Origin of the sequence: Buttiauxella gaviniae ATCC 51604, assembly GCF_001654835.1 — a bacterium.
Lineage (GTDB): Bacteria > Pseudomonadota > Gammaproteobacteria > Enterobacterales > Enterobacteriaceae > Buttiauxella > Buttiauxella gaviniae.
Window position 1 is genome coordinate 84,907 of sequence record NZ_LXEP01000029.1, and the last position, 23,199, is coordinate 108,105.

Consider the following 23,199-nt stretch of genomic DNA (forward strand, 5'->3'; position numbering starts at 1 on the left):
GTTAGAACTATGAAAAACCTTATTTCTGAGTTACTGGCTAAACTCGCTGAAAAAGAAGAAGAGTCAAAAGAGTTTGTTGCACAGATAGAAGCCCTGGAAATAGTGATTTTCGCCATGCTCGAAAGAATGGAGGGCAGCGAACGACTAGCAATAATCACAAATATTGAAGATGCTTTAAATGAAACTCAGCCTGATGATTCAGTGACTGCTGATGACACCACTTTGCTTAAACAATATTTATCGCGATTATTGACTCCTCCAACTATTTGATTTGATCTATTCTTGATTTCTCTTGTGGGAGTTTCACATTATTTATTTTCTTATTATTAATTAGAATAACTAAAGTCAATCAGCATCCAGCTATCTTACCTCACCTGATACATTTTAATCCCCCCCTGAAACCTGGTGCCAATGCGGCGCTTTATCGCTCCGCTTGAACAATACATGGCCTGCTGGTTCGCCATTTTCCCAACTACAGACCAAAATTAATTCACCACAATAAAAAGGATGGTGCTATGAAAACTGTGTTGATAATGGTGTTACTGGCGGGTGTTATGGGGTCGGCTGCGGCGGCAGATAAAGCGATGACGCCGCAGCAGCAACGTATGACGTCGTGTAACCAACAAGCGACCTCTCAAACTCTAAAAGGGGACGTCCGTAAAACGTATATGAGCAATTGCCTGAAAAATAGTCAGTCAGCGCCAGCAGATAAAAGTCTGACGCCGCAGCAGCAGAAAATGAAAGACTGTAATGCTGAAGCAGGCAAAAAAACATTATCCGGCGATACACGAAAAACATTTATGAGTAATTGCCTGAAAAAACAATCCTGATAGCCTAAATGGGTGAGTCGGTTAGCTGACTCACTCATAAAATCATACTTTCCCCCCGGATTAAACTTTCTATAATTACGGCAAATATTTCAGAATGTTCCTAATTATCATGAAAGATGAATACAGTTCTGGAAGATGGCTTCCTGGGGGATTTATGGATAGCTCAACGTACCTTGATGAAGACCGGCATCGCTCGGCGCGACGATTTGCCCGACGACTTTATATCCCTCGAATCATAGGATTAGCGACCGGTTTTTTCTGTGTTTCCTCGGTGCTCGTTATGCAACCGGTGTCCGGGTGGTGGTGGTTGCTACTGGTCGCCTATAGTTTTATCTGGCCCCACTTCGCATGGCAAACTGCAGATCGTGCATCCGATCCCGCCCGAGCTGAAATCCGTAACTTAATGGTCGATTCTTTGATGGGTGGCGTGTGGATTGCGGTGATGGGGTTGAATGCTTTGCCATCAGCGCTAATTCTCGCAATGTTGTGTATGAACAACGTCGGTTGTGGCGGATTGAAATTGTTCCTCGGTGGCTTGGGGGTAATTGTACTGAGTTGCTTGCTGACGTTGGGTTTGTCTCAGATACCGCTCAATCTGCAAACCATGCCATCACAAGTATGGATTTGCCTGCCACTCCTGCTGATTTACCCGACTTACTTTGGCCTGGTTAGTTACCGAACTGCTCTCAAACTCTCCGAACATAAACGGCGTTTAATGCACATGAGCACTCGTGATGGCATGACGGGTGTATATAACCGCCGCCATTGGGAGCACCTGCTACATGGTGAGTATGATAACTGCCAGCGTTACCAGCGTAGTGCCACTTTGTTACTCATTGATATTGATTACTTTAAATCAATTAATGACTCATACGGGCACGATGTGGGGGATGAGGCTATTCTGGCGCTTACCGAGCATCTGCAACTGACTCTGCGTATTACCGATGTTATCGGGCGCTTTGGTGGGGACGAGTTTGGCGTAATTATGTCCGGCACGGCTCAAGAAAGCGCAATACAGGCGATGGCACGAGTACGGGAATATCTTGAAGAGTTTCGCATACCTCATGCACCGCGTATTTCGGTGCGCATAAGCGTCGGAGTGGCGGAGTTTGATAAAAGTATGGTTAATTATCGCGAATGGTTAAAAGCGGCCGATGTGGCGTTATATAAAGCCAAAAATCTGGGACGTAGCCGCACTGAGGTCGCCGATATTGCGGCTTAAAACCCTCTCCCATTACAGGAGAGGGCAGACAAATTATGATTTACCTAAGTGCTCGGATTTGGCCATACATTTCACTACGGCTTCCATCACTGCGGCTCTGAACCCTTGCTCTTCCAGAACTTTTACCGCTTCAATCGTTGTACCGCCCGGTGAACACACCATGTCTTTCAACTCACCAGGATGCTGGCCTGTTTCAAGAACCATTTTGGCCGAACCCATCACTGCCTGTGCTGCAAATTGATACGCTTGCTTGCGCGGCATTCCACCTAGCACAGCGGCATCAGCCATTGCTTCGATAAACATAAAGACATAAGCCGGTGCTGAACCACTGACACCAACGACTGGGTGGATCATGTTTTCAGAGACGACTTCGGCAAGCCCGAAGCTGCGGAAAATATTCACAGCATCGGCAATATCTTCTGAAGTAACCAGAGCGTTTGGCGTAATTGAGGTCATGCCTGCATTCACTAATGCTGGCGTGTTAGGCATAGCGCGGATAATTTTGCGGTCATGACCTAATGCTTTAGCCAACGAATCCAGCGTAACGCCTGCGGCAATTGAAATCACCACGCTATCTTTATTCAGGCTGGAATTAACTTCACCCAGAACTTTTAGCATCACATTGGGCTTAACTGCGCCGAAAACGATATCGGCGATCTGCGCCACTTCCTGTGCACTTTGCGCCGCATTAATACCGTACTGGTCGCGCAAGGCTTCCACTTTATCGGGCGACGGTGTGTAGACCCAGATATTACCTGGAAGTACCTGTCCACTGGCTATCAGGCCACCCAGGATGGCTTTTCCCATGTTGCCGCAACCAATAAATCCAATTTTCTTATCCAAAGTCTCACTCCATCTTTTGAGTTGTGTGATGAGCATAGCTTACCGTGCTTTCAGGCGCTCACGCTACGTCCAGGCGAAACAGCAAGCAAAGATAAAGTTGGCGATTGACGGAAAAGCACGGCAAGATCGTCCCATTCCCACTGACAACCAGGAGTCGTCATGCAAATTTGGGTGGATGCCGATGCGTGTCCAAAAGTCATAAAAGAAGTTCTGTTTCGTGCGGCTGAGCGTGCGCAAATTGTGGTAACTCTGGTAGCCAATCAGGGGCTGAAAACTCCACCTTCACGCTATATTCGAACCCTGCAAGTAGCGACGGGTTTTGATGTGGCTGACAACGAAATTGTGCGCCGCTGTGAAAAAGGTGACTTAGTGGTCACGGCTGATATACCGCTCGCAGCGGATGTGCTGGAAAAGGGGGCGATTGCGTTAAATCCTCGCGGTGAGCTTTACACACCTGCTACCATCCGTGAGCGCCTGACGATGCGCGATTTTATGGATACATTAAGAGCCAGTGGAGTGCAAACCGGTGGGCCTGATAGTCTTAATCAGCGCGACCGCCAGATGTTTGCCAATGAACTGGAAAAATGGCTGCTTGCCGCTGGACGTTCAAAAAGCGCTTAATACCGATGTAATTCTATTCCACGTACTAGCTTGCTGGTATGATGACAACCTTTGGCGGACTTCTAAGGATTAGCCACCGATGACTCAACCCATTTATTTAGTCGGCGCGCGAGGTTGTGGCAAAACAACCGTCGGTGTTGCATTAGCGCAGGCATTGGGCTGTAACTTTGTCGATACCGACCACTACCTTTTAGAAAGCACCAATATGAGTGTTGCCGATATTGTGGCGCAAGAAGGATGGGAAGGTTTTCGCCGCCGCGAGTCGGGCGCACTGCAAAGTGTCACGGCTCCAGGGACGGTTATCGCCACTGGTGGCGGTATGGTTCTTGCTGAAAGTAACCGGCAGTTTATGCGCGAGCATGGCGTGGTTATCTACCTGCGCGCACCGGCGCAAATTCTGGCTTCACGTTTAGAAGCCTTCCCGGAAGAAGGCCAACGCCCAACCCTGACAGGGCGGCCGATCACCGATGAAATCGTTGAAGTTCTTGCCGCACGGGAAGCGTTATACAACCAGGCTGCACACCATGTCGTTGATGCGACTCGCCCTCCGGCTGAAATTGTCGAGGCAATACTAACGGCTCTGCGTACGGCTCGCGCCAGCTGATTCCTGGCTATACTTAACGCTCATTCATCACCAAAGGAAGAGCGATGGCGAGCAATCCTCCATATCCTCGGGAAGCGCGTGTTGTTGCAGTTGAAAAAGGTGCAACAGACCAAACAGTAACCTGGTATCAACTCCGTGCCGACCATCCACATCCTGATACGCTGATTAGTGAACACGAAACAGAAAAAGAAGCGCTGGATGCGAAGCGGCGTTATGAAGATCCGCAAAAAACGTAATACCTCGGCATGGACGCCATGATTACCCCCCTCTTTTTCGAGTTAACTCAATGACCTGGTCATTAATCACACCTTTCGTTCAATCTTGTTGTTAACAAATCATTATCGTGATGTTGTATAGATGTCGTTGACGTTTCGTTGAATATTCCGGCAGATGCTCTGCAAATATGCTGCTACGCTTTGTGGTTAATTATTGAGCGACCTTCAGCAGAGTATCATTCACAGGAAAGATACCAGTGCAGTAGCGAAGGACTGATATGGGACAAGGGCGGAACGAAACATGAAACAAACATTGGCAATTCTCACCATCGGTGTCGTTCCGGTCAGTGAAATACTGCCGCTACTCACAGACCATATTTCTGAAGAACAAATTAAAACTTTCAGTCTGTTAGGTAATCTTTCTTATGACGAAGTGATGGAGGAATTTTCACCGTCACCCGATGAAGAACAACTTCTGACGCTGTTAACCGGTAACGTTTTGGCTTACGTGGGGAAGCAGAAAGTAGAACGAGCGTTGCAAAGTGTTATTGAGGTGCTGGATAACCAGGGTTTCGATGTCATTTTATTGATGAGCACACACCGCTTAGCCAATCTCTCGGTGCGTAAAGGTATTTTGCTGGAGCCTGAGCGAATTATCCCCCCGCTTGTGGCTTCAATAGTCGATGGGCACCAGGTCGGTATCATTCTGCCCGTTCCCGAAATGATGAAATATCAGAACAAAAAATGGGAGTTACTACCCATTGAGCCGTTGTATGAACTGGCTAACCCTGTTCATGGAACTGATCAAGATCTTATCGATGCAGGGAAGAAACTGGTAGAGAGTGGTGCAGATGTTTTGGTGCTGGACTGCCTTGGATTCCATCAAAAACATCGCGATTTGTTGCAAAAATCCTTAGATGTCCCGGTATTGTTATCGAACGTGTTGATTGCGCGTTTAGCGTCAGAATTGCTCGCTTAACGGCGGGTAATAATTTGCGTGACAGGCTCTCAAGTTCCCCTCTATATTGTTTTTTCAACTATTTTAAAAAGGGCCTGGTCATGCTTCAAAGTAATGAGTACTTTTCCGGTAAAGTGAAGTCTATTGGTTTTACAAGCAGCAGCACTGGCCGCGCGAGTGTTGGGGTTATGGTTGAAGGTGAATACACTTTCGGCACGGCTCAACCAGAAGAAATGACCGTCATCAGTGGTGCATTACACGTTTTACTTCCGGGTGAAACCGAGTGGAAAACTTATGCAGCGGGCACCGTGTTCCATGTCCCAGGACACAGCGAATTCCATTTACAAGTCGCTGAACCTACGTCGTATCTTTGCCGTTATTTAGCTGATAAATAATTTACCCGTCATACTTCAAGTTGCAGGTGTGTCGCCTGCCTGCAACTCGAATTATTTAGGGTAAAACATTATCTTCTGAAAAATATTAGCGTTGAGCTTCTCCGCCCAGAGCTTCCACCAGATTCTTAATCAACGCCGCCAGTTCACCCGTCATCAGAATAAAATCTGCATCAAAACGAGCACCGAAATCTTCACGGTCAATATCCTCATTTTGATCGCGCAGCGTATCGGCAAACTTCAGGCGCTTAATCGAACCGTCATCAGCAATCAAAAACTGAATGCGTTCTTGCCAGTCGAGAGCCAGTTTGGTTACCACTTTGTCGGCTTCGATATGGGCGGCAATCTCATCACAAACCAAATCCTGCTGCTTGCAGCGAATCACGCCGCCGCCTTCAAGAATAGCTTTAAGCTCGGCTTCATCCATCAGCGCAAAGCCCGGAGGCACGTCGCCAGAACGCACCCACTCAGTCAGAGTCAGCTCAATAGGGGTTTCCAGCGCCAGTGGCACAACAGGCAGCGAACCGAGGCTTTTACGCAGCAGTGCCAGCGTATCTTCAGCTTTTTTTGCACTGGCACAATCGACCATGATCAAACCGTTGACGGTATCGATCCACATCATGGTTTGGTTGAAACGGCTGAAAGCACGTGGCAGTAAAGAGTGCAGCACTTCATCTTTCAGAGAATCTTTCTCGGTCTTTTTCAGCTTACGAGCTTGTTCGGCTTCAAGACGGCTGATCTTAGCTTCCAGTTCTTGTTTAATCACCGGAGCCGGGAGAATTTTTTCTTCTTTACGGGCGCAAATCACAATCTGCCCGTTGGCTACATGGGTTAATGCATCGCTGTGCGAACCCATTGGCGACACCCAGCCGGTCTTCGCCATATCCTGGCTACCGCATGGGGTGAAAGTAAACGCGGCCAACTGTTTTTCCATCTCATCCGCTGAAAGCGTGATGTCACGGCTTAAACGGTAAACCATTAAATTTTTGAACCACAGCATGATTATTTCCCGGACTGTCAGTTAAACGCAGCGGGCATGATAGCGAATCAGCCGCTGTGTTTCATTGCCTTTACAGGGCCACACTTCTATTCTGTTGATAACACTAATTAAATGAGGGCATCGCTGTGCGCATTGGTATCGACTTAGGTGGAACAAAAACAGAAGTGATCGCACTGGCGGATGATGGTAAACAACTTTTCCGTCATCGCCTGCCAACACCGAAAAATGATTATCAGCAAACCATTGGCACCATTGCTGAATTGGTTCGCCTGGCTGAAGAGGCCACTGGTGAGAAGGGAACGGTCGGCGTTGGTATCCCAGGCTCAATCTCGCCCTATACCCGAGTGGTAAAAAATGCCAACTCAACCTGGCTCAATGGCCAACCTTTCGACAAAGACTTATGCAATGCGCTAAGCCGTGAAGTGCGTTTGGCAAACGATGCCAACTGCCTGGCGGTTTCCGAAGCCATAGATGGTGCAGCGGCAGGGGCTGCGATTGTCTTTGCGGTGATCATCGGAACCGGCTGTGGCTCAGGTATCGCCATTAACGGCCGCAGTTTGATTGGTGGCAATGGTACTGCGGGCGAGTGGGGGCACAACCCATTGCCCTGGATGGACGAAGACGAGCTGCGTTTTCGCGAGGAAGTGCCTTGCTACTGTGGCAAACAAGGATGCATCGAAACCTTTATTTCCGGTACCGGCTTTGGCACCGATTACCATCGCCTGAGCGGGAAAAAGCTCAAAGGCAATGAGATCATGCATTTAGTCGATCAACAAGATCCGGTCGCTGAACTGGCGATCGCACGTTATGAAATGCGTCTCGCAAAATCACTGGCGCACATCGTCAATATTCTTGATCCCGATGTGATTGTATTGGGCGGTGGGATGAGCAATAACGAACGCTTGTACAAAACGGTGCCGCAGCTAGTGAAACCGTGGGTATTTGGTGGCGAGTGCGAAACCCCGATTCGTAAAGCGGTGCACGGTGATTCCAGCGGTGTACGTGGTGCTGCATGGTTGTGGCCATTAGAGAAATAAAAGTGGGCCTATGACGCTGCGCTCGGAGATCGGGTAAGCGCAGCGTCATCCGCAAAAATCAACCGACAGCAAACTCCTTCGCCAGGCGACTCACGCCTAACCCGTTAATCTTCTTCACCTTAATCTGTACTGGAATGCGCTCTTTCATCGCTTCGACGTGGCTGATGACGCCAATGGTTTTTCCACTGGCATTAAGCGTATCCAGCGCATCTAGCGCGGTATCCAGCGTTTCGGCGTCCAGCGTGCCAAAGCCTTCATCCAGGAATAGCGAGTCGATACGCGTTTTATGGCTCACCAGATCGGAGAGCGCCAGTGCCAGCGCAAGGCTGACCAGGAAGCTCTCGCCACCAGAAAGTGTACGCGTGTCACGCACCGCATCAGCCTGCCAGGTATCCACCACTTGTAATTCCAGCGCTTCGCTGTCTTTGCGTTGCAACAAATAGCGCCCGTGTAGTCGGTTGAGCTGGTTATTGGCAAGCCATACCAGGTTGTCTAGCGTCAGCCCCTGAGCAAACTTACGGAATTTGTCGCCTTCTTTTGAGCCAATCAGCGCATTGAGATAACCCCAGTCTTCAACTTGCTGCTGGCACTCTACAATGGCCTGCATCAGCCCTTGTTGGCGCTGGCGGTTTTCAGCATCGTGGCGCAATTGCTGCTGAATCTGGCCTTGCTGAGTGGTGTTCTCGCGCAACTGCTGGTTGCAATGGGCTAACTGTTCTTGCAGCTCGCTCAGCTGTGTATCTTCCGCCAGTGCTTGCGGGCGAGCAGCAGTATGCTCCGCTAGCGCTTTCTCAGCTTGCTGGCAGAGCACGGTTTGCTGCTGGTGTTGTTGCTCAAGCTGCTGTTTTTTCTGCTCAAGCATCTGGCGTTCATTTTCATCCAGCAACGCCGCCTGGAATGATTCCACGTCGGTAAAGGGACTTGCGGCAAGCGCACTTAGGAGTTGCGCGTTTGCCTGAGCAACACGAGTTTCCTCTTGCTGCAGTTGCTGTTGCAGTGTTTGCCATTGACTTTCCAGGGCAATGCAATCGCTGTGCAGCTGGTGCCAGTTTTGTAATGCTGCGATTTGTTCGCTTTCGGATAGCAACGCTGGCACGGTGCCATCGTCAATAAAGGCATTTAACACACCCTCAAGGCTTGCCAGTTGTTGCTGCAAACGCGGTATCTGTTCACTGCGTTGCTGCCAGAGTTGCGATTCCTGCTGTCGCTGCGCCAGCCAGTTATTTTCTTCACCGTGAGCGGGATGTTGCAGGCCAACATTTTCCAGGGCTGTGTTCAGCGCTTCGCGTTGGGTTGCAATTTCATCGGCAAGTTTACGATGCTGGACGTTCGCCTGAGTTAGCTGTTCTTCCAGCACAATGCGCTGGCTAAGCTGATGCAGCTGTTGTTCGCGCTGCTCCTCACTTTCGAGCCAGTGCTGAATATCATCTTCGGGTGCCAGCACCAATTGCAGGCTGGCGCACAGTTGTTGCCAGTGAGCGCGCAGCTCGTTTTCTTCTTCATCCAGGGTCTTGATGGTATGAATCAGGTTTTCACGTTGTTTGCGCTGTGTATCAAGCTGGCCTTTCATCGCAAAGCCCGCTTCTGCAAGGCTTGCTACTTCCAGTTTTAATTTATCCAGGCGCTGCTGGTTTTCACCTGGTTGTATCGCCTGGTAATCAGCGACCGCCGGGTGTTGCGTGGAGCCGCACAGTGGGCAAGGTTGCTCAGGTTGCAAAAGGGCGCGTTCAGCTTCCAGACTGACAATGCGTTTTTCCAATTCGCAAACTTTCTCCAAATCACTCTCATGCTGGCGGCGTTCTTTATATTGCTGGCGTTTAAGCACCAGCTGCGCATCGCCCTCGGTAATCTGTTTCTCAAGAATGGCGAGCTCTTGTTGCTGAAGAGCTTTGCGCTTGAGTAATGAGGAGAGCTGCGGTTGAAGCGTTGCAAGCCTCTGGCGCTGAGGGCGCGCGGCAATCGTCGTCTGTAAATGAGCACTAACTTCATCTGCGCTAAGAGACAATTCAATGACAGGCAGCAGAGCGAGTTTTTTCTGGCTGGCATCGATATCTCGTTGCAAAGTTTGTAGCTGAGTGGCATCACGCTGTTGCTGGCTGAAAGCCATGCGCCAGCCTGCCAGTTCTGCCCCCCACAAGCGAAAATGTCCGTGGGTTTTCAGCCAATCCTGAAGCTGAGTATCCTCTTCAGTCAGTTTTGCAGCGTGGCTTGCTGCTGCGAGCCGGGTCTGCTGGCGGCGTGCCTTTGTCCGAAGTAAGCGAGTGTTCACTTCCTCAGTTTTAATGCGCGTGGCTTGTAGAGTGGTTTGTAATTCCTGTAACCGTTTCCAGTCCGGGCGCAGTTTTTCTGCGGGTTGCGCTCGGGTGAGTTTTTCTAACTGCGGTGCCGCCTCTGTTATTGCGAGGGTTGCAGCATTCAAGGCCTGTTGGGTCTGTATATGCTTCTGTGTGAGCTGTGAAAGCAGGCCGAGCCACTGCTGGTGTTGCTGGAGTTTAAGTTGTTCTGCAAGCTGTACTTTTTCTTCAGTAGTAAGTGCCTGCAAACTCTCAGCAAGCTGCTGGCGCTGCTCTTCGCTCAATAACGCTACACCCGCAGCCTGGGCTTGCAGGTTCTCAAGTTGGCTGCGCACATTTTTATGATTTTCGAACACTGCCGCAGAAACGGTACCGTAAATTTCAGTGCCGGTCAGTTCTTCGAGCAGCGAGGCACGGTCATTGGCATCGGCATTTAAAAATGCGGCAAACTGCCCCTGAGACAACATCATTGAGCGGGTGAAACGGTCGTAATCCAGCCCAGTCAGTTTTGCCGTGATATCGAGCTTATCTTTCACTTTATCGGCGACAATCTTGCCGCTTTCCACTTCTGCCAACTCGACACGCGGGGCTTGTAGATTGCCGTTTACCGCGTTGCGCGCCCGGTTCTGGCTCCAGAAAGCACGGTAGGCAACACCTTTTACTTCAAACTCCACTTCTGCCAGACATTCGGCTGTATCGCGTGTCATCAGATCATTTTGCGACTGCGAGACGGTATTGAGGCGCGGAGTCTTGTGGTAAAGCGCGAGGCAAATCGCATCCAGCAAGGTGGTTTTCCCCGCACCGGTTGGCCCGGTGATAGCAAACAATCCGTTGCTGGCAAAAGGTTCGCTGGTGAAATCAATTTTCCATTCCCCTTTCAGAGAGTTGAGGTTTTTTAACCGCAGGCTAAGGATTTTCATGCCTGTTCCTCCGTGTCATGCAGGCTGGCAACAGTTTGAGCAAACAGTGTGCGCAAACGCTGTGCACGCTCTTCCGTGGTCTCTTCCTGAACCAGGCGGCGTTCAAAAACTTCCTCAACGGTGAGTTCACTCAGGGTTTCTTTATGCTGCTGGGCGATTACGCGTTCGCGCTGCTCACGGCTACGGCGCAGCAACACCACTTCTACTGGCAGCGTTTCGGTTATTTGCTGGATATGGCGTTGCATATCATGCAGGTATTCATCGGTGGCGATTTCGATATCCAGCCACACTTTGGGTTCTACGGGGGCATCGCGCCACTGTTCTAGTTGCTGTTCAATTTCAGACAGCGAGCCTTTAATGACCGCTAACTGCTGGCTAACAGGAATAGTCAGTGGGGTGACCTCATGAAGTTTACCCTCGGCAAACTCAACCAGATAAACGCTCTTGGTCTTGCCGGTTTCGTCAAAACTTAGCGGAATAGGTGAACCGCTGTAACGGATATGTTCGGTGCCGCCAATTAATTGCGCACGATGAATATGGCCAAGCGCTATGTAATCGGCATTCGGGAAATGCTGCGCAGGGAAGGCATCAAGCGTGCCAATATAGATGTCACGCACTGCATCGCTTTTTGTCACGCCGACGGTCGTTAAATGCCCGGTGGCGATAATCGGCAGCTTCGCGTCAGCGCGCAAATCGCAGGCTGCGCGATAACACTGCTGATAATGTTCGCTAATGGCTTCCATTAAAGAACGCTGTTTTTCATGGCCGGACAGCCCCGCCTGGCTGCTTTGAATATCGCGTGGGCGCAAAAATGGGATTGGACAGAGAATCGCACCCGCCTGGCCGCTTTTGGTATTGAGCCGGATAGCTTGCTGGCTTGCATCATGGCGGGCACTGGCAATCACATATGTATTCAGGCAGGCCATAAGCTCGCGGGATTCGTTGAGCGTCGCCACTGAATCATGGTTTCCTGCCAGCACCACGAGCGAGCATCCCGTCGCCTGGAGTTGCACCACAAAGCGGTTATACAGTTCTCGCGCATAGCTTGGCGGTGAGCCGGTATCAAAAATATCACCCGCAACGATTATGGCATCCACATCATTTTCAACGGCAGCTTTGAGCAGCCATTCAAGAAAAGCCTGGTGCTCAGGACCGCGACTTTTGGTATGAAAATTTTGACCAAGATGCCAGTCTGATGTGTGAATTATGCGCATGACCTGTCCGGTGGCTTAAAAATGAAGTCCCGATTATATACACGTCGCCCTTGAAGATGCAGGGGCAAGGCGAAAACGGCATATGTCTCTGTGTCATAAATGAAATTGATGGGTTGCTGAACAGTCATTTTTTTTCATAAATCTGTCATAAATCTGACGCATAATGGCACCGCATTGAAACAACAATAATTATTCCCTGGACAAGACAAATCATGGCGAAACGCATTCTGGTCGTAGAAGATGAAGCTCCAATCCGCGAGATGGTCAGTTTTGTGCTTGAGCAAAACGGTTTTCAGCCAGTTGAAGCGGAAGATTATGACAGTGCAGTGAACTTACTTATCGAACCTTTCCCCGATCTGATTCTGCTGGACTGGATGCTGCCAGGCGGCTCCGGTATTCAGTTTATTAAGCACCTGAAACGTGAAGCTATGACGCGTGATATACCGGTGATGATGCTGACTGCGCGTGGGGAAGAGGAAGACCGTGTGCGAGGTCTCGAAGTCGGGGCCGATGACTATATTACTAAGCCGTTTTCTCCGAAAGAATTGGTGGCGCGTATTAAAGCTGTGATGCGCCGTATCTCTCCGATGGCGGTAGAAGAAGTGATCGATATGCAGGGGCTGATTCTAGACCCGTCGTCGCATCGCGTGATGACCGGGGAAAACCCATTGGATATGGGGCCAACAGAATTTAAGCTACTGCACTTCTTTATGACACACCCGGAGCGGGTGTATAGCCGTGAACAATTGCTCAATCATGTATGGGGCACCAATGTTTATGTCGAAGACCGAACGGTTGACGTACATATTCGTCGGTTACGCAAAGCGCTCGAACATAGTGGACATGACAGAATGGTACAAACAGTACGCGGTACGGGTTATCGGTTCTCAACCCGCTTTTAATTCCTTATCAGGAGAGTGACGCGTGCTGGAACGGTTGTCATGGAAAAGGCTGGTACTGGAGCTGGTGCTCTGTTGTATACCGGCCGTCATTTTAGGCCTTATTTTTGGCCATTTACCTTGGTTTTTATTACTGGCAGTCACTGGGCTGCTGGTTTGGCATTTCTGGAATCTGCTGCGTCTGTCGTGGTGGTTGTGGGTTGATCGCAGCATGACGCCTCCGCCGGGGCGGGGGAGTTGGGACCCGCTGTTGTACGGCCTGCATCAGATGCAACTGCGTAATAAAAAGCGCCGAAAAGAATTAGGCAATTTGATTAAGCGCTTTCGTAGCGGTGCAGAATCATTGCCCGATGCGGTCGTACTGACCACCGAAGAAGGGACGATTTTTTGGTGTAATGGACTTGCTCAACAATTATTGGGACTGCGCTGGCCGGATGATAACGGGCAGAACATCCTTAACTTGCTGCGTTACCCTGAATTTACCCGCTATTTGTCGCAGAAAGATTTTGCTCGCCCGCTGACACTGGTACTCAATAATGGCCGCCATCTGGAATTTCGCGTAATGCCTTATAGCGACGAACAGTGGCTGCTGGTGGCGCGTGATGTGACTCAGATGCACCAGCTTGAAGGGGCGCGTCGCAACTTCTTTGCCAACGTCAGCCATGAACTGCGTACACCGTTAACGGTGCTGCAAGGTTATCTGGAGATGATGCAGGATCAAACCCTTGAAGGCCCGCTGCGCGAGAAAGCGCTGGGCACGATGCGCGAACAAACCTCGCGTATGGAAGGGCTGGTTAAGCAGCTTCTCACGTTGTCAAAAATTGAAGCTGCACCCGCGATGGTGCTCAATGAAAAGATTGATGTGCCACTGATGTTGCGTGTGGTGGAGCGCGAAGCGCAAACTCTCAGCCAGCAAAGACAGACGTTACAGTTTGATATTGATCCGGCTTTAAAAGTGTTTGGTAATGAAGAACAATTGCGCAGTGCGATTTCAAACCTCGTTTATAACGCCGTAAACCATACGCCAGATGGCACACATATTACTGTGAGCTGGAAACGGGCTGCGGGTGGGGCGTGCTTTAGCGTTGCGGACACGGGACCGGGCATTTCAGCCGAACACATTCCACGCCTGACCGAGCGTTTCTACCGCGTGGATAAAGCGCGTTCACGGCAAACCGGTGGCAGCGGGCTGGGGCTTGCGATAGTGAAACATGCCTTGAGCCATCATGATGCGCGTCTTCATATTGAAAGCCAGCCGGGTAAAGGAACGACCTTTTCCTTTGTACTGCCTGAGCGTCTTATCGTTAACGAAAAAGTGGTTCAGCCAGAGTAGCTTGCTCTGGCTGTGTCAAAAAAACTTTCCACAGGCCAGTCTTCTGGCCTGTGTTTTTTTTGCTCAGATGTAAATCAATAATCCTCGATCGGTTATAATTTGACCGCACAAACGACCATGATATTTTCTGATGGATAAACTTATCCTCTAGCTTTCTGGCTAATTTAAGGATATCAATCTGGTTTTTGGATCCCTTCTTGCCTTCAAACGCTATAAGCGTTTTAATTGCGCCCCTGTAATTGGTAGACCGACTGGATTTGAGTGGTAATTCAAACAACTATTCTTCTCCACCGATCCCGGAAAGGATTTTCCGCTGTCGTAACTACCAATTGCCGCTTTTATGCCGAGTTAACCCGTATAAAAATTTGAATATTTTCAAAACTTTCAACACCACACATCCACAGGCTGTATAAATTTTATGACTCATCATTTGAAATCTCGAGACATCCTCGCCCTGGGCTTTATGACCTTTGCGCTGTTTGTCGGAGCAGGCAATATCATTTTCCCGCCAATGGTGGGTTTACAGGCTGGTGAGCATGTCTGGATTGCCTCCCTTGGCTTCCTGGTCACCGCAGTTGGCCTGCCCGTTCTGACTATTGTCGCTATCGCTCGTGTTGGTGGTGGTATTGATAGCCTGAGCTCGCCAATCGGCCGCCGTGCCGGTGTGCTGTTGGCCACCGTTTGTTATCTGGCCGTTGGACCACTGTTTGCGACACCTCGTACAGCGACTGTCTCCTTCGAAGTGGGGATTGCGCCGCTGGTTGGCAGCAGTGAACTTGCTCTGTTTATCTACAGCCTGGTTTATTTTGCCATTGTTATGGCCATCTCTTTGTATCCGGGCAAATTGTTGGATACCGTTGGTCATGTGCTGGCTCCGGTAAAAATTGTCGCGCTGTTAGCGTTGTCAGTCGGTGCGATTCTGTGGCCTGCTGGTGGTATCAGCACCGCGACTGAAGCGTACCAACATGCGGCGTTTTCTAACGGCTTCGTCAATGGTTATCTGACCATGGATACGCTGGCATCTTTGGTCTTTGGGATTGTCATTGTTAACGCAGCGCGTTCACGTGGCGTTACTGAATCTCGCTTACTGACGCGCTATACCATCTGGGCTGGCCTGATTGCAGGTATCGGCTTAACGCTTATTTACTTAGCACTGTTCCGCCTGGGTTCTGACAGCGCATCGCTGGTTAGCGATCAAAACGCGAACGGTGCCGCAATTCTGCATGCGTATGTTGCTCATACCTTCGGTGGTGCCGGTAGCTTCTTCCTTGCCGCGCTGATTTTCCTCGCGTGCATGGTAACGGCGATTGGCCTGACTTGTGCGTGTGCTGAGTTCTTCAGCCAGTATCTGCCGCTGTCTTACCGCTCGCTGGTGTTTATCCTTGGCCTGTTCTCGATGGTGGTTTCTAACCTCGGCCTGAGCCATTTGATTCAGATTTCGATTCCAGTGCTGACGGCAATTTATCCACCGTGTATTGCGCTGGTGGTACTGAGTTTCACCCGTCCGTGGTGGCATAATTCAACTCGCGTTATCGCTCCGGCGATGCTCATCAGTACCTTGTTCGGTATCCTTGATGGGATTAAAGCTTCGGCAATCAGTGATATTTTACCAGCGTGGACGGCGCGTTTGCCGCTTGCTGATCAAGGGTTGGCATGGCTAGCACCAACGGTCATCATGGTGGTTATTGCCATCATTTGGGACCGCGCCGCAGGGCGACAGGTGGCATCCGCCGCCCACTAAAAATTAAAATTATGTTCAACCACGGGGCTTAGCTCCGTGGTTTTTTTATTGTTAAGCAGGTATGGAATCAATGGAAAACGCTAATAAACTCAAGCGCGGCTTGAGTACCCGGCACATACGCTTTATGGCGTTGGGTTCGGCAATTGGCACCGGGCTGTTTTATGGCTCGGCAGACGCAATTAAAATGGCTGGCCCAAGTGTATTGCTGGCTTACATCATTGGCGGGGTGGCGGCATATATCATTATGCGTGCACTCGGCGAGATGTCGGTTCATAACCCTTCAGCCAGTTCATTCTCCCGTTATGCGCAAGACAACCTTGGCCCATTAGCCGGATATATCACTGGCTGGACCTACTGTTTTGAGATCCTGATTGTGGCGATTGCAGATGTTACCGCCTTCGGTATCTATATGGGGCTCTGGTTCCCCGCAGTGCCCCATTGGGTCTGGGTATTGAGTGTGGTGCTGATTATTTGTGCCATTAACCTGATGAGCGTGAAGGTGTTCGGCGAGCTGGAGTTCTGGTTCTCATTCTTCAAGGTTGCCACCATCATTATCATGATTGCTGCCGGCATTGGCATCATCGTATGGGGTATTGGTAACGGCGGCAAGCCAACAGGTATTCATAACTTATGGAGCAATGGCGGCTTCTTCAGCAATGGCTGGATAGGCATGATTATGTCGTTGCAGATGGTGATGTTTGCTTACGGCGGTATTGAAATCATTGGCATTACTGCCGGTGAAGCGAAAGACCCGCAGCAGTCGATTCCACGTGCGATCAACTCTGTTCCTTTACGTATTCTGGTGTTCTATGTGGGCACGCTGTTTGTCATCATGTCGATTTACCCGTGGAACCAGGTAGGGACGGAAGGTAGCCCGTTCGTGTTGACGTTCCAGCATATGGGGATAACGGCTGCGGCAGGCATTCTGAACTTTGTTGTTATCACAGCCTCGCTTTCTGCCATTAACAGTGACGTATTTGGTGTAGGCCGTATGCTGCATGGTATGGCAGAGCAGGGTAGTGCGCCGAAAGTGTTCGCCAAAACCTCACGTAACGGTATTCCGTGGGTCACCGTATTAGTGATGTGCTGTGCGCTGCTACTGGCGGTAGTGCTCAACTATCTGATTCCGGAAAACGTCTTCCTGGTGATTGCGTCGTTGGCAACATTTGCCACCGTGTGGGTATGGATAATGATTTTGCTGTCGCAGATCGCTTTCCGTCGCAAACTTTCACCAGAACAAACAAAGGCGCTGAAATTCCAGGTTCCGGGTGGCGTTGCGACCACAGCAGTCGGGCTAGTGTTCCTGGTGTTTATTATCGCGCTTATCGGCTGGCACCCGGACACCCGCATTTCGCTGTATGTTGGCTGTGTGTGGATAGTTTTGCTGTTGATCGGTTGGCTATTCAAACGCCGCCAGATACTCGCCGCAAGCGAAAGCAGCAACGAAGTTTAATCACCGTTGTCAGGTGGACTAGCGTAAGCGAAATCCACCTTGCTGCTTACATCTCCGGGCATTCCACTTTGCTTATCGCATCCCAGTAGTTTTTCTCGTTATTGCGCTCAAGAGCAATCCTCGCATCACGGATATAGGTTTTATTATCCTCATTAGAGAGGATTTTATTCGCCCAGACCTCATCAGATGTTTTCTTCTGCGGGTGGCAAGCCTTCTTTAAGTCGCTGATAATTTGTTGTTTATATTTGCCAAACTGCAGAGATTCGTAAGCCGAATTTGCCAGAGAATTGGCAGACCAGACCACACAAAGAAGCAGAGTAATATTTCGGACGATAGACATAACGGTCTCCTGAACGGTGAGAATATTCTCACTATAGGTAGCGCTAACTTATTAAGCAAACGGCTCAATTTCTCATCCCCCGCTTTCATCCCCCAATAAAAATAGCAACGATGAGTGATAGCCAGCTACGCTGTGGCAAGGTGGCGGCAATAAATTTTCTGGGGATACGATTATGTTGAATGCATGGCACCTTCCGGTGCCCCCTTTCATACAAACACGTAAAGACAAGTTGTACATCACATTGTGGGTTTCTGGCGATGATTTACCGCAACGTGTAGTTCTGCGTTACGAAAAGGATAATGAAGAAACCTCAATACAGATGACGCGCCAAAAAGTGGCTCCGGAAGAAGGTGTGGTGGCATGGCGCGGTGTGATTGATCTAACCGAAGGGCAGCCGCGCCGACGCTACAGCTTCAAGCTGCTGTGGTTGGATAAACAGCGCTGGCTAACACCGCAAGGTTTGAGATCAATTCCGCCTGCAAGACTTGAGCAGTTTGCGATCGATCTTCCGGATGACGGCCCGCAATGGGTACAGGATCAGATCTTCTATCAAATTTTCCCCGATCGTTTTGCGCGTAGTGAGCAACGCACGCCAGAGCAGGATCAGGTTTATTATCACCATGCGGCAAAACGCGACATCATTTTGCGCAATTGGGATGAACCGCTCAGTGGAGATGCCGGCGGATCGACATTTTATGGCGGCGATCTGGATGGGATTAGCGAAAACCTGTCGTACCTGAAAAAGCTGGGTGTCACCGCGCTGTATCTCAATCCTATCTTCACCGCGCCGAGCGTACATAAATACGATACTCAGGATTATCGTCACGTAGACGTGCAGTTCGGCGGCGATCACGCCTTTTTGCGCCTGCGTAAAAATACTCAGAAATACGGCATGCGCCTGATGCTGGACGGCGTGTTTAACCACAGTGGTGATACGCATCAGTGGTTTGACAGGCAGCAAACTCATGGAGAGGGGGCGAGCCACAATCCACAATCTCCATGGCGTGATTTTTACAGCTATAACCAAGAGGGGCATGCGCTCGACTGGCTTGGCTATTCCAGCTTGCCGAAACTGGATTATCAGTCTTCCTCGTTGGTCGATGAGGTTTACCAGGGGGAAGATAGTATTGTGCGCCATTGGTTACGTGAGCCGTGGGGCATCGACGGCTGGCGGCTTGATGTGGTGCATATGCTCGGTGAGGCTGGTGGGGCGAGGAATAACTTCCTGCATGTCACGGGCATTACCAAAGCTGCAAAAGAGACCAATCCCGATGCTTATGTGTTGGGCGAGCATTTTGGGGATGCGCGACAGTGGCTACAGAATGACACTGAAGATGCGGCAATGAACTACCGTGGCTTCACATTCCCGCTGTGGGGATTCCTTGCGAACACCGATATTTCCTACGATCCGCAGCATATCGACGCACAAACATGTATGGCCTGGATGGATGAATATCGTGCGGGGCTTTCTCAGCAGCAGCAATTGCGGATGTTTAACCAGCTTGATAGCCATGATACTGCGCGTTTCAAGTCGATTCTGGGTAATGACGTCGACAGGTTACCGCTGGCGGTAGTGTGGCTGTATTGCTGGCCTGGTGTGCCTTGCGTTTACTACGGCGATGAAGTCGGTCTGGATGGTAATAACGATCCGTTCAGTCGTAAGCCATTCCCGTGGAACCCGGATCATCAGGATCTCGATCTGCTGGCGCTTTACCAACGCCTTGGAAAGTTGCGACATAAAAGCCGGGCTTTGCGCCAGGGAGGTTGCCAGGTCATTCACGCTGACGGCGACGTAGTGGTATTCGTGCGCGTTTACCAAAGCGAGCGGGTGCTGGTGGCAATCAACCGGGGAGAAAATGTGGCGGTTACGCTGCCAAGGCAACCCCTGTTAAACGACAAAACCTGGACTCGGCTTGAAGGAGAAGCCAGGTTTGAAAACCAACAACTGGCGCTGCCTGCTGTTTCGGTTTCCGTATGGCATTGCTTGTAATTCTGTAACCGGTTTCCCTTTTGCCACGCGAAGGGGAAAACCGGTGCTATTCTTATTCTTCGTCCCCCCACAGTTAAGACCCGCTTAAGTTAGACATTTCCAGATCTCATGCCAATTGGGAGGAAGCACTGCGTGCATCCTCCATAATTATCTAGATGAAATTTAAGGAAACTTTATGTCTATACATGAACTTCTCGACCCGACTAACTCAACTCTGATTTTTATCGATCATCAACCGCAGATGGCTTTTGGTGTCGCAAATATTGACAGACAAACATTGAAAAACAATACGGTAGCGCTCGCAAAAGCAGGCAAGATTTTTAACGTCCCTACCATTTTTACTTCAGTGGAAACTAAAAGTTTTAGTGGCTACATCTGGCCCGAACTGCTGGCTGTTCATCCTGAAATAACTCCAATCGAACGATCCTCAATGAATTCCTGGGAAGACGCTGCTTTTGTTGCAGCGGTGAAAGCCACCGGTCGAAAGAAGCTGGTGATTTCTGCGTTGTGGACGGAAGTCTGCCTGACATTCCCCACATTAATGGCGCTGGGAGAAGGCTTTGAAGTGTATGTAGTGACCGATACCTCAGGCGGCACCTCTGTGGATGCGCATGAGCGTTCGATTGACCGCATGGTTCAGGCAGGGGCGGTTCCGGTGACCTGGCAGCAAGTGCTGCTTGAGTATCAACGTGACTGGGCGCGGCGTGACACTTACGACGCGGTTATGGATCTGGTGCGCGAGCACAGCGGCGCGTACGGGATAGGGGTTGATTACGCCTACACCATGGTTCATGGCGCGCCAGAGCGAAAAGCCTGATTCAAAGGAATAGTTCATGGCTGACAACAATACGGTTACGTTGGTTATTACTCACGCCCTGAAACCGGGGCATGCTACGCGATACGAAGATTGGCTCGCGAAAATTATGCCTGCGGCGGCACGCTATCCCGGGCATCTCGGGGTGCACGTTATTCGCCCAACGACCGGAAACGATGTGTACAACATCGTTATCCGCTTCGATACGCTGGAAAATCTCACCACCTGGACGAAATCAGCTGAGCGTGAAGCGTTGGTCGATGAGATCAAACCGATCCTCAGCCAGGACGATCATCTGGAAGTGCGCACCGAAAACGCATTTTGGTTCACTCCGGAAACACCAACGATCAAACGTCCGGCACAGTGGAAGCAATTCCTGATAACGCTGGCCGTCATTTTCCCAAGCACTAATGTGGTGCCACGTATCACTGCCATGGTTTTCCCTTCGCTGCATGGTTCGCTTTTGTTACATCTCATCAATGACGCGTTAGTGGTGGCGTTGGTGGTGTGGCTATGGATGCCAATCATGACGCGCCTGTTTGCAGGCTGGCTGAAAAAATAACGTTCCACTGAGGAGAACAGGTTATGTCGCAATCTGCTTCATTAATTCTCACTAACGGTCAATTTCATACCCTTGATAGTGAAGCACCGCTGGCCGAGGCGGTGGCAATCAAAGATGGCAAAATTATCGCAGTAGGAGATGAGTCGTGGGTAATGAGCTTTGCGAGTGTGGAAACACAGCGAGTTGATCTCAAAGGCCATACGGTAATACCCGGCCTTAATGACTCACATTTGCACCTTATTCGTGGCGGGCTTAATTACAACCTGGAACTGCGTTGGGAAGGTGTCCCTTCGCTTGCGGATGCTTTGCGCATGCTAAAAGAGCAGGCTTTGCGCACCCCTTCGCCGCAGTGGGTACGTGTGGTTGGAGGGTGGACGGAGTTTCAGTTTGCTGAGCGCCGCATGCCGACGCTTGAAGAACTCAACGAAGCGGCACCGGATACGCCCGTTTTTGTGCTGCATCTTTACGACCGTGCACTGCTAAACCAGGCGGCACTTAGAGCGGTGGGCTACACCAAAGAGACGCCCAACCCGCCGGGAGGTGAAATTATGCGTGACCGCAATGGTAATCCAACCGGGATGCTAATCGCCAAACCGAATGCAATGATCCTCTATTCAACACTCGCGAAAGGGCCGAAATTGCCACTTGATATGCAGGTGAACTCGACGCGTCAGTTTATGCGAGAGCTCAACCGCTTAGGTGTAACCAGCGCCATTGATGCTGGTGGTGGTTTCCAGAACTACCCGGAGGATTACCAGATAATCGACCAGCTGCATGCTCAAAAGCAGATGACAGTGCGTATCGCTTACAACCTGTTTACCCAGCGCCCGCAGCATGAACTGGAAGATTTTGAAAAATGGACCGATATGCTTAAACCGGGGCAGGGGACGGATTTTTATCGTGCGAATGGTGCCGGAGAAATGCTGGTCTTTTCCGCCGCTGATTTTGAAGATTTTTTACAGCCTCGCCCGGATTTGCCTGAAGGCATGGAGCAAGAGCTGGAACGCGTGGTACGCCATTTAGTAGAGCATCGTTGGCCATTCCGTTTGCACGCGACCTATAACGAGTCCATCAGCCGCATGTTGGATGTATTCGAGAAAGTGAATCGCGATATCCCATTTAATGGTTTGCATTGGTTTTTCGACCATGCAGAAACGATTACTGAGAAAAATATCGAGCGTGTTAAAGCGTTGGGCGGCGGGATTGCAGTGCAGCACCGTATGGCGTTTCAGGGGGAATATTATGCCGCACGCTACGGAGCAGAGGCGGTTAAGCAGACGCCACCTGTCGCGAAAATGCTCTCCGCTGAATTGCCTGTTGGGTTAGGCACAGATGCGACAAGAGTTGCCAGCTACAACCCATGGACGGCGCTTTACTGGCTGGTATCGGGGCGTACCGTTGGCGGCATGCAAATGTATGACGACAATAACCGGCTTTCACGCGATGTGGCACTTGAGTTGTGGACGGCAGGCAGCGCGTGGTTTTCCAGTGAACAAGGTAAAAAAGGGCGCATTAAAACCGGGCAACTGGCCGATTTAGTTGTGCTTTCGAAAGATTTCTTCAAAGTAACCGAGGATGAGATTAAAGGGATTGAGTCTGTGCTGACATTCGTTGACGGCAAGGTGGTTTACGCAGCAGGTGCATTTACGCCGCTAGCACCGCCGCCAATCCCGGTCGTGCCTGAATGGTCACCCGTTACCACTGTTCCTGGACATTACCGCTCGGCACCGCCAGAAGCCGCAAAAGTGGGTATGATGGCGCAGGTGCATCAGTGTTGTGGTAGTTGCAATGTGCATGGTCACCAGCATGACACTGCGCGTAAATCGGCAATCCCGATTGCGGATGAAGGGGCATTCTGGGGTGTGATGGGATGTTCTTGCTTTGCGTTTTAACTACTCAAGCCAATAAAAAAGGCCG

22 protein-coding genes are annotated in these 23,199 nt (G+C 50.3%); 17 read left to right on the forward strand and 5 right to left on the reverse strand.

Annotated features, from left to right (window positions below; genetic code table 11):
* The first annotated feature begins 9 nt into the window (after nucleotides 1-9).
* The 3 genes from iraP to adrA all read left to right on the forward strand — a co-directional run bounded on the left by iraP (nucleotide 10) and on the right by adrA (nucleotide 2,052).
* Nucleotides 10-270, forward strand: coding sequence for an anti-adapter protein IraP (iraP, locus tag M977_RS15265; protein WP_064516535.1), 261 nt, complete (start codon nucleotides 10-12; stop codon nucleotides 268-270).
* Nucleotides 271-515: 245 nt separating this feature from the next.
* The gene (locus M977_RS15270; protein WP_064516537.1) at nucleotides 516-830 is read left to right on the forward strand and encodes a PsiF family protein; all 315 of its coding nucleotides are present in this window, start codon (nucleotides 516-518) and stop codon (nucleotides 828-830) included.
* Nucleotides 831-924: 94 nt separating this feature from the next.
* Nucleotides 925-2,052: a diguanylate cyclase AdrA gene (adrA, locus tag M977_RS15275; protein WP_157092081.1), complete on the forward strand. Its 1,128-nt coding sequence runs from the start codon at nucleotides 925-927 to the stop codon at nucleotides 2,050-2,052.
* A 33-nt stretch (nucleotides 2,053-2,085) separates the two neighbouring features.
* On the opposite strand, the gene proC is transcribed toward adrA, so the two are convergent.
* Nucleotides 2,086-2,895, reverse strand: a complete 810-nt coding sequence (gene proC, locus M977_RS15280) for a pyrroline-5-carboxylate reductase (protein WP_064516541.1) — start codon at nucleotides 2,893-2,895, stop codon at nucleotides 2,086-2,088.
* Nucleotides 2,896-3,054: 159 nt separating this feature from the next.
* On the opposite strand from proC, the gene M977_RS15285 reads away from it, so the two are divergent.
* The 5 genes from M977_RS15285 to ppnP all read left to right on the forward strand — a co-directional run bounded on the left by M977_RS15285 (nucleotide 3,055) and on the right by ppnP (nucleotide 5,688).
* A complete protein-coding gene (locus M977_RS15285) occupies nucleotides 3,055-3,516 on the forward strand; it encodes a YaiI/YqxD family protein (RefSeq protein ID WP_064516543.1) in 462 nt (153 codons plus the stop codon).
* A gap of 79 nt (nucleotides 3,517-3,595) precedes the next feature.
* On the forward strand, nucleotides 3,596-4,120 hold the full coding sequence (aroL, locus tag M977_RS15290) for a shikimate kinase AroL (protein WP_064516545.1): 525 nt from the start codon (nucleotides 3,596-3,598) through the stop codon (nucleotides 4,118-4,120).
* A gap of 44 nt (nucleotides 4,121-4,164) precedes the next feature.
* Nucleotides 4,165-4,356, forward strand: coding sequence for a YaiA family protein (locus M977_RS15295; protein ID WP_064516547.1), 192 nt, complete (start codon nucleotides 4,165-4,167; stop codon nucleotides 4,354-4,356).
* A 280-nt stretch (nucleotides 4,357-4,636) separates the two neighbouring features.
* Nucleotides 4,637-5,314 carry an AroM family protein gene (locus tag M977_RS15300; RefSeq protein WP_064516549.1) on the forward strand — a complete coding sequence of 226 codons (678 nt, stop codon included), beginning with the start codon at nucleotides 4,637-4,639 and terminating at the stop codon, nucleotides 5,312-5,314.
* Nucleotides 5,315-5,394: 80 nt separating this feature from the next.
* Nucleotides 5,395-5,688: a pyrimidine/purine nucleoside phosphorylase gene (ppnP, locus tag M977_RS15305; RefSeq protein ID WP_034457894.1), complete on the forward strand. Its 294-nt coding sequence runs from the start codon at nucleotides 5,395-5,397 to the stop codon at nucleotides 5,686-5,688.
* Nucleotides 5,689-5,773: 85 nt separating this feature from the next.
* On the opposite strand, the gene rdgC is transcribed toward ppnP, so the two are convergent.
* Nucleotides 5,774-6,685 carry a recombination-associated protein RdgC gene (rdgC, locus tag M977_RS15310; protein WP_064516551.1) on the reverse strand — a complete coding sequence of 304 codons (912 nt, stop codon included), beginning with the start codon at nucleotides 6,683-6,685 and terminating at the stop codon, nucleotides 5,774-5,776.
* A gap of 125 nt (nucleotides 6,686-6,810) precedes the next feature.
* On the opposite strand from rdgC, the gene mak reads away from it, so the two are divergent.
* Nucleotides 6,811-7,722, forward strand: coding sequence for a fructokinase (gene mak / locus M977_RS15315; protein ID WP_064516553.1), 912 nt, complete (start codon nucleotides 6,811-6,813; stop codon nucleotides 7,720-7,722).
* A 58-nt stretch (nucleotides 7,723-7,780) separates the two neighbouring features.
* Here the strand turns inward: mak and sbcC are convergent, their stop codons facing one another.
* Together sbcC and sbcD are read right to left on the reverse strand one after the other, a co-directional pair.
* The gene (sbcC, locus tag M977_RS15320; protein ID WP_064516555.1) at nucleotides 7,781-10,936 is read right to left on the reverse strand and encodes an exonuclease subunit SbcC; all 3,156 of its coding nucleotides are present in this window, start codon (nucleotides 10,934-10,936) and stop codon (nucleotides 7,781-7,783) included.
* Nucleotides 10,933-12,150, reverse strand: coding sequence for an exonuclease subunit SbcD (gene sbcD / locus M977_RS15325; protein WP_064516557.1), 1,218 nt, complete (start codon nucleotides 12,148-12,150; stop codon nucleotides 10,933-10,935). The genes sbcC and sbcD overlap by 4 nt, the downstream gene beginning before the upstream one ends.
* A gap of 212 nt (nucleotides 12,151-12,362) precedes the next feature.
* Between sbcD and phoB the strand changes: the two genes are divergently transcribed.
* From phoB to proY, 4 genes are all read left to right on the forward strand, one after another.
* Nucleotides 12,363-13,052, forward strand: a complete 690-nt coding sequence (gene phoB, locus M977_RS15330) for a phosphate response regulator transcription factor PhoB (protein WP_064516559.1) — start codon at nucleotides 12,363-12,365, stop codon at nucleotides 13,050-13,052.
* 22 nt (nucleotides 13,053-13,074) lie between these two features.
* Complete coding sequence (gene phoR, locus M977_RS15335) at nucleotides 13,075-14,382, forward strand: phosphate regulon sensor histidine kinase PhoR (protein WP_064516561.1); 1,308 nt, start codon at nucleotides 13,075-13,077, stop codon at nucleotides 14,380-14,382.
* Between the two features lie 418 nt (nucleotides 14,383-14,800).
* Nucleotides 14,801-16,123 (forward strand): branched-chain amino acid transporter carrier protein BrnQ, encoded by a 1,323-nt coding sequence (gene brnQ / locus M977_RS15345; protein WP_064516566.1) that lies wholly within the window; start codon nucleotides 14,801-14,803, stop codon nucleotides 16,121-16,123.
* Between the two features lie 70 nt (nucleotides 16,124-16,193).
* Nucleotides 16,194-17,576, forward strand: coding sequence for a proline-specific permease ProY (proY, locus tag M977_RS15350; RefSeq protein ID WP_064516568.1), 1,383 nt, complete (start codon nucleotides 16,194-16,196; stop codon nucleotides 17,574-17,576).
* A gap of 46 nt (nucleotides 17,577-17,622) precedes the next feature.
* On the opposite strand, the gene M977_RS15355 is transcribed toward proY, so the two are convergent.
* A complete protein-coding gene (locus M977_RS15355; RefSeq protein WP_064516570.1) occupies nucleotides 17,623-17,916 on the reverse strand; it encodes a YicS family protein in 294 nt (97 codons plus the stop codon).
* Between the two features lie 172 nt (nucleotides 17,917-18,088).
* Here M977_RS15355 and malZ point away from each other — a divergent pair, with 172 nt between their 5' ends.
* The 4 genes from malZ to M977_RS15375 all read left to right on the forward strand — a co-directional run bounded on the left by malZ (nucleotide 18,089) and on the right by M977_RS15375 (nucleotide 23,174).
* The gene (malZ, locus tag M977_RS15360) at nucleotides 18,089-19,906 is read left to right on the forward strand and encodes a maltodextrin glucosidase (RefSeq protein ID WP_064516572.1); all 1,818 of its coding nucleotides are present in this window, start codon (nucleotides 18,089-18,091) and stop codon (nucleotides 19,904-19,906) included.
* A 175-nt stretch (nucleotides 19,907-20,081) separates the two neighbouring features.
* Nucleotides 20,082-20,723, forward strand: a complete 642-nt coding sequence (locus tag M977_RS15365) for a hydrolase (protein ID WP_064516574.1) — start codon at nucleotides 20,082-20,084, stop codon at nucleotides 20,721-20,723.
* A 16-nt stretch (nucleotides 20,724-20,739) separates the two neighbouring features.
* A complete protein-coding gene (locus M977_RS15370; RefSeq protein WP_064516576.1) occupies nucleotides 20,740-21,282 on the forward strand; it encodes an antibiotic biosynthesis monooxygenase in 543 nt (180 codons plus the stop codon).
* A 23-nt stretch (nucleotides 21,283-21,305) separates the two neighbouring features.
* A complete protein-coding gene (locus M977_RS15375; protein WP_064516578.1) occupies nucleotides 21,306-23,174 on the forward strand; it encodes an amidohydrolase in 1,869 nt (622 codons plus the stop codon).
* Nucleotides 23,175-23,199: the final 25 nt, after the last annotated feature.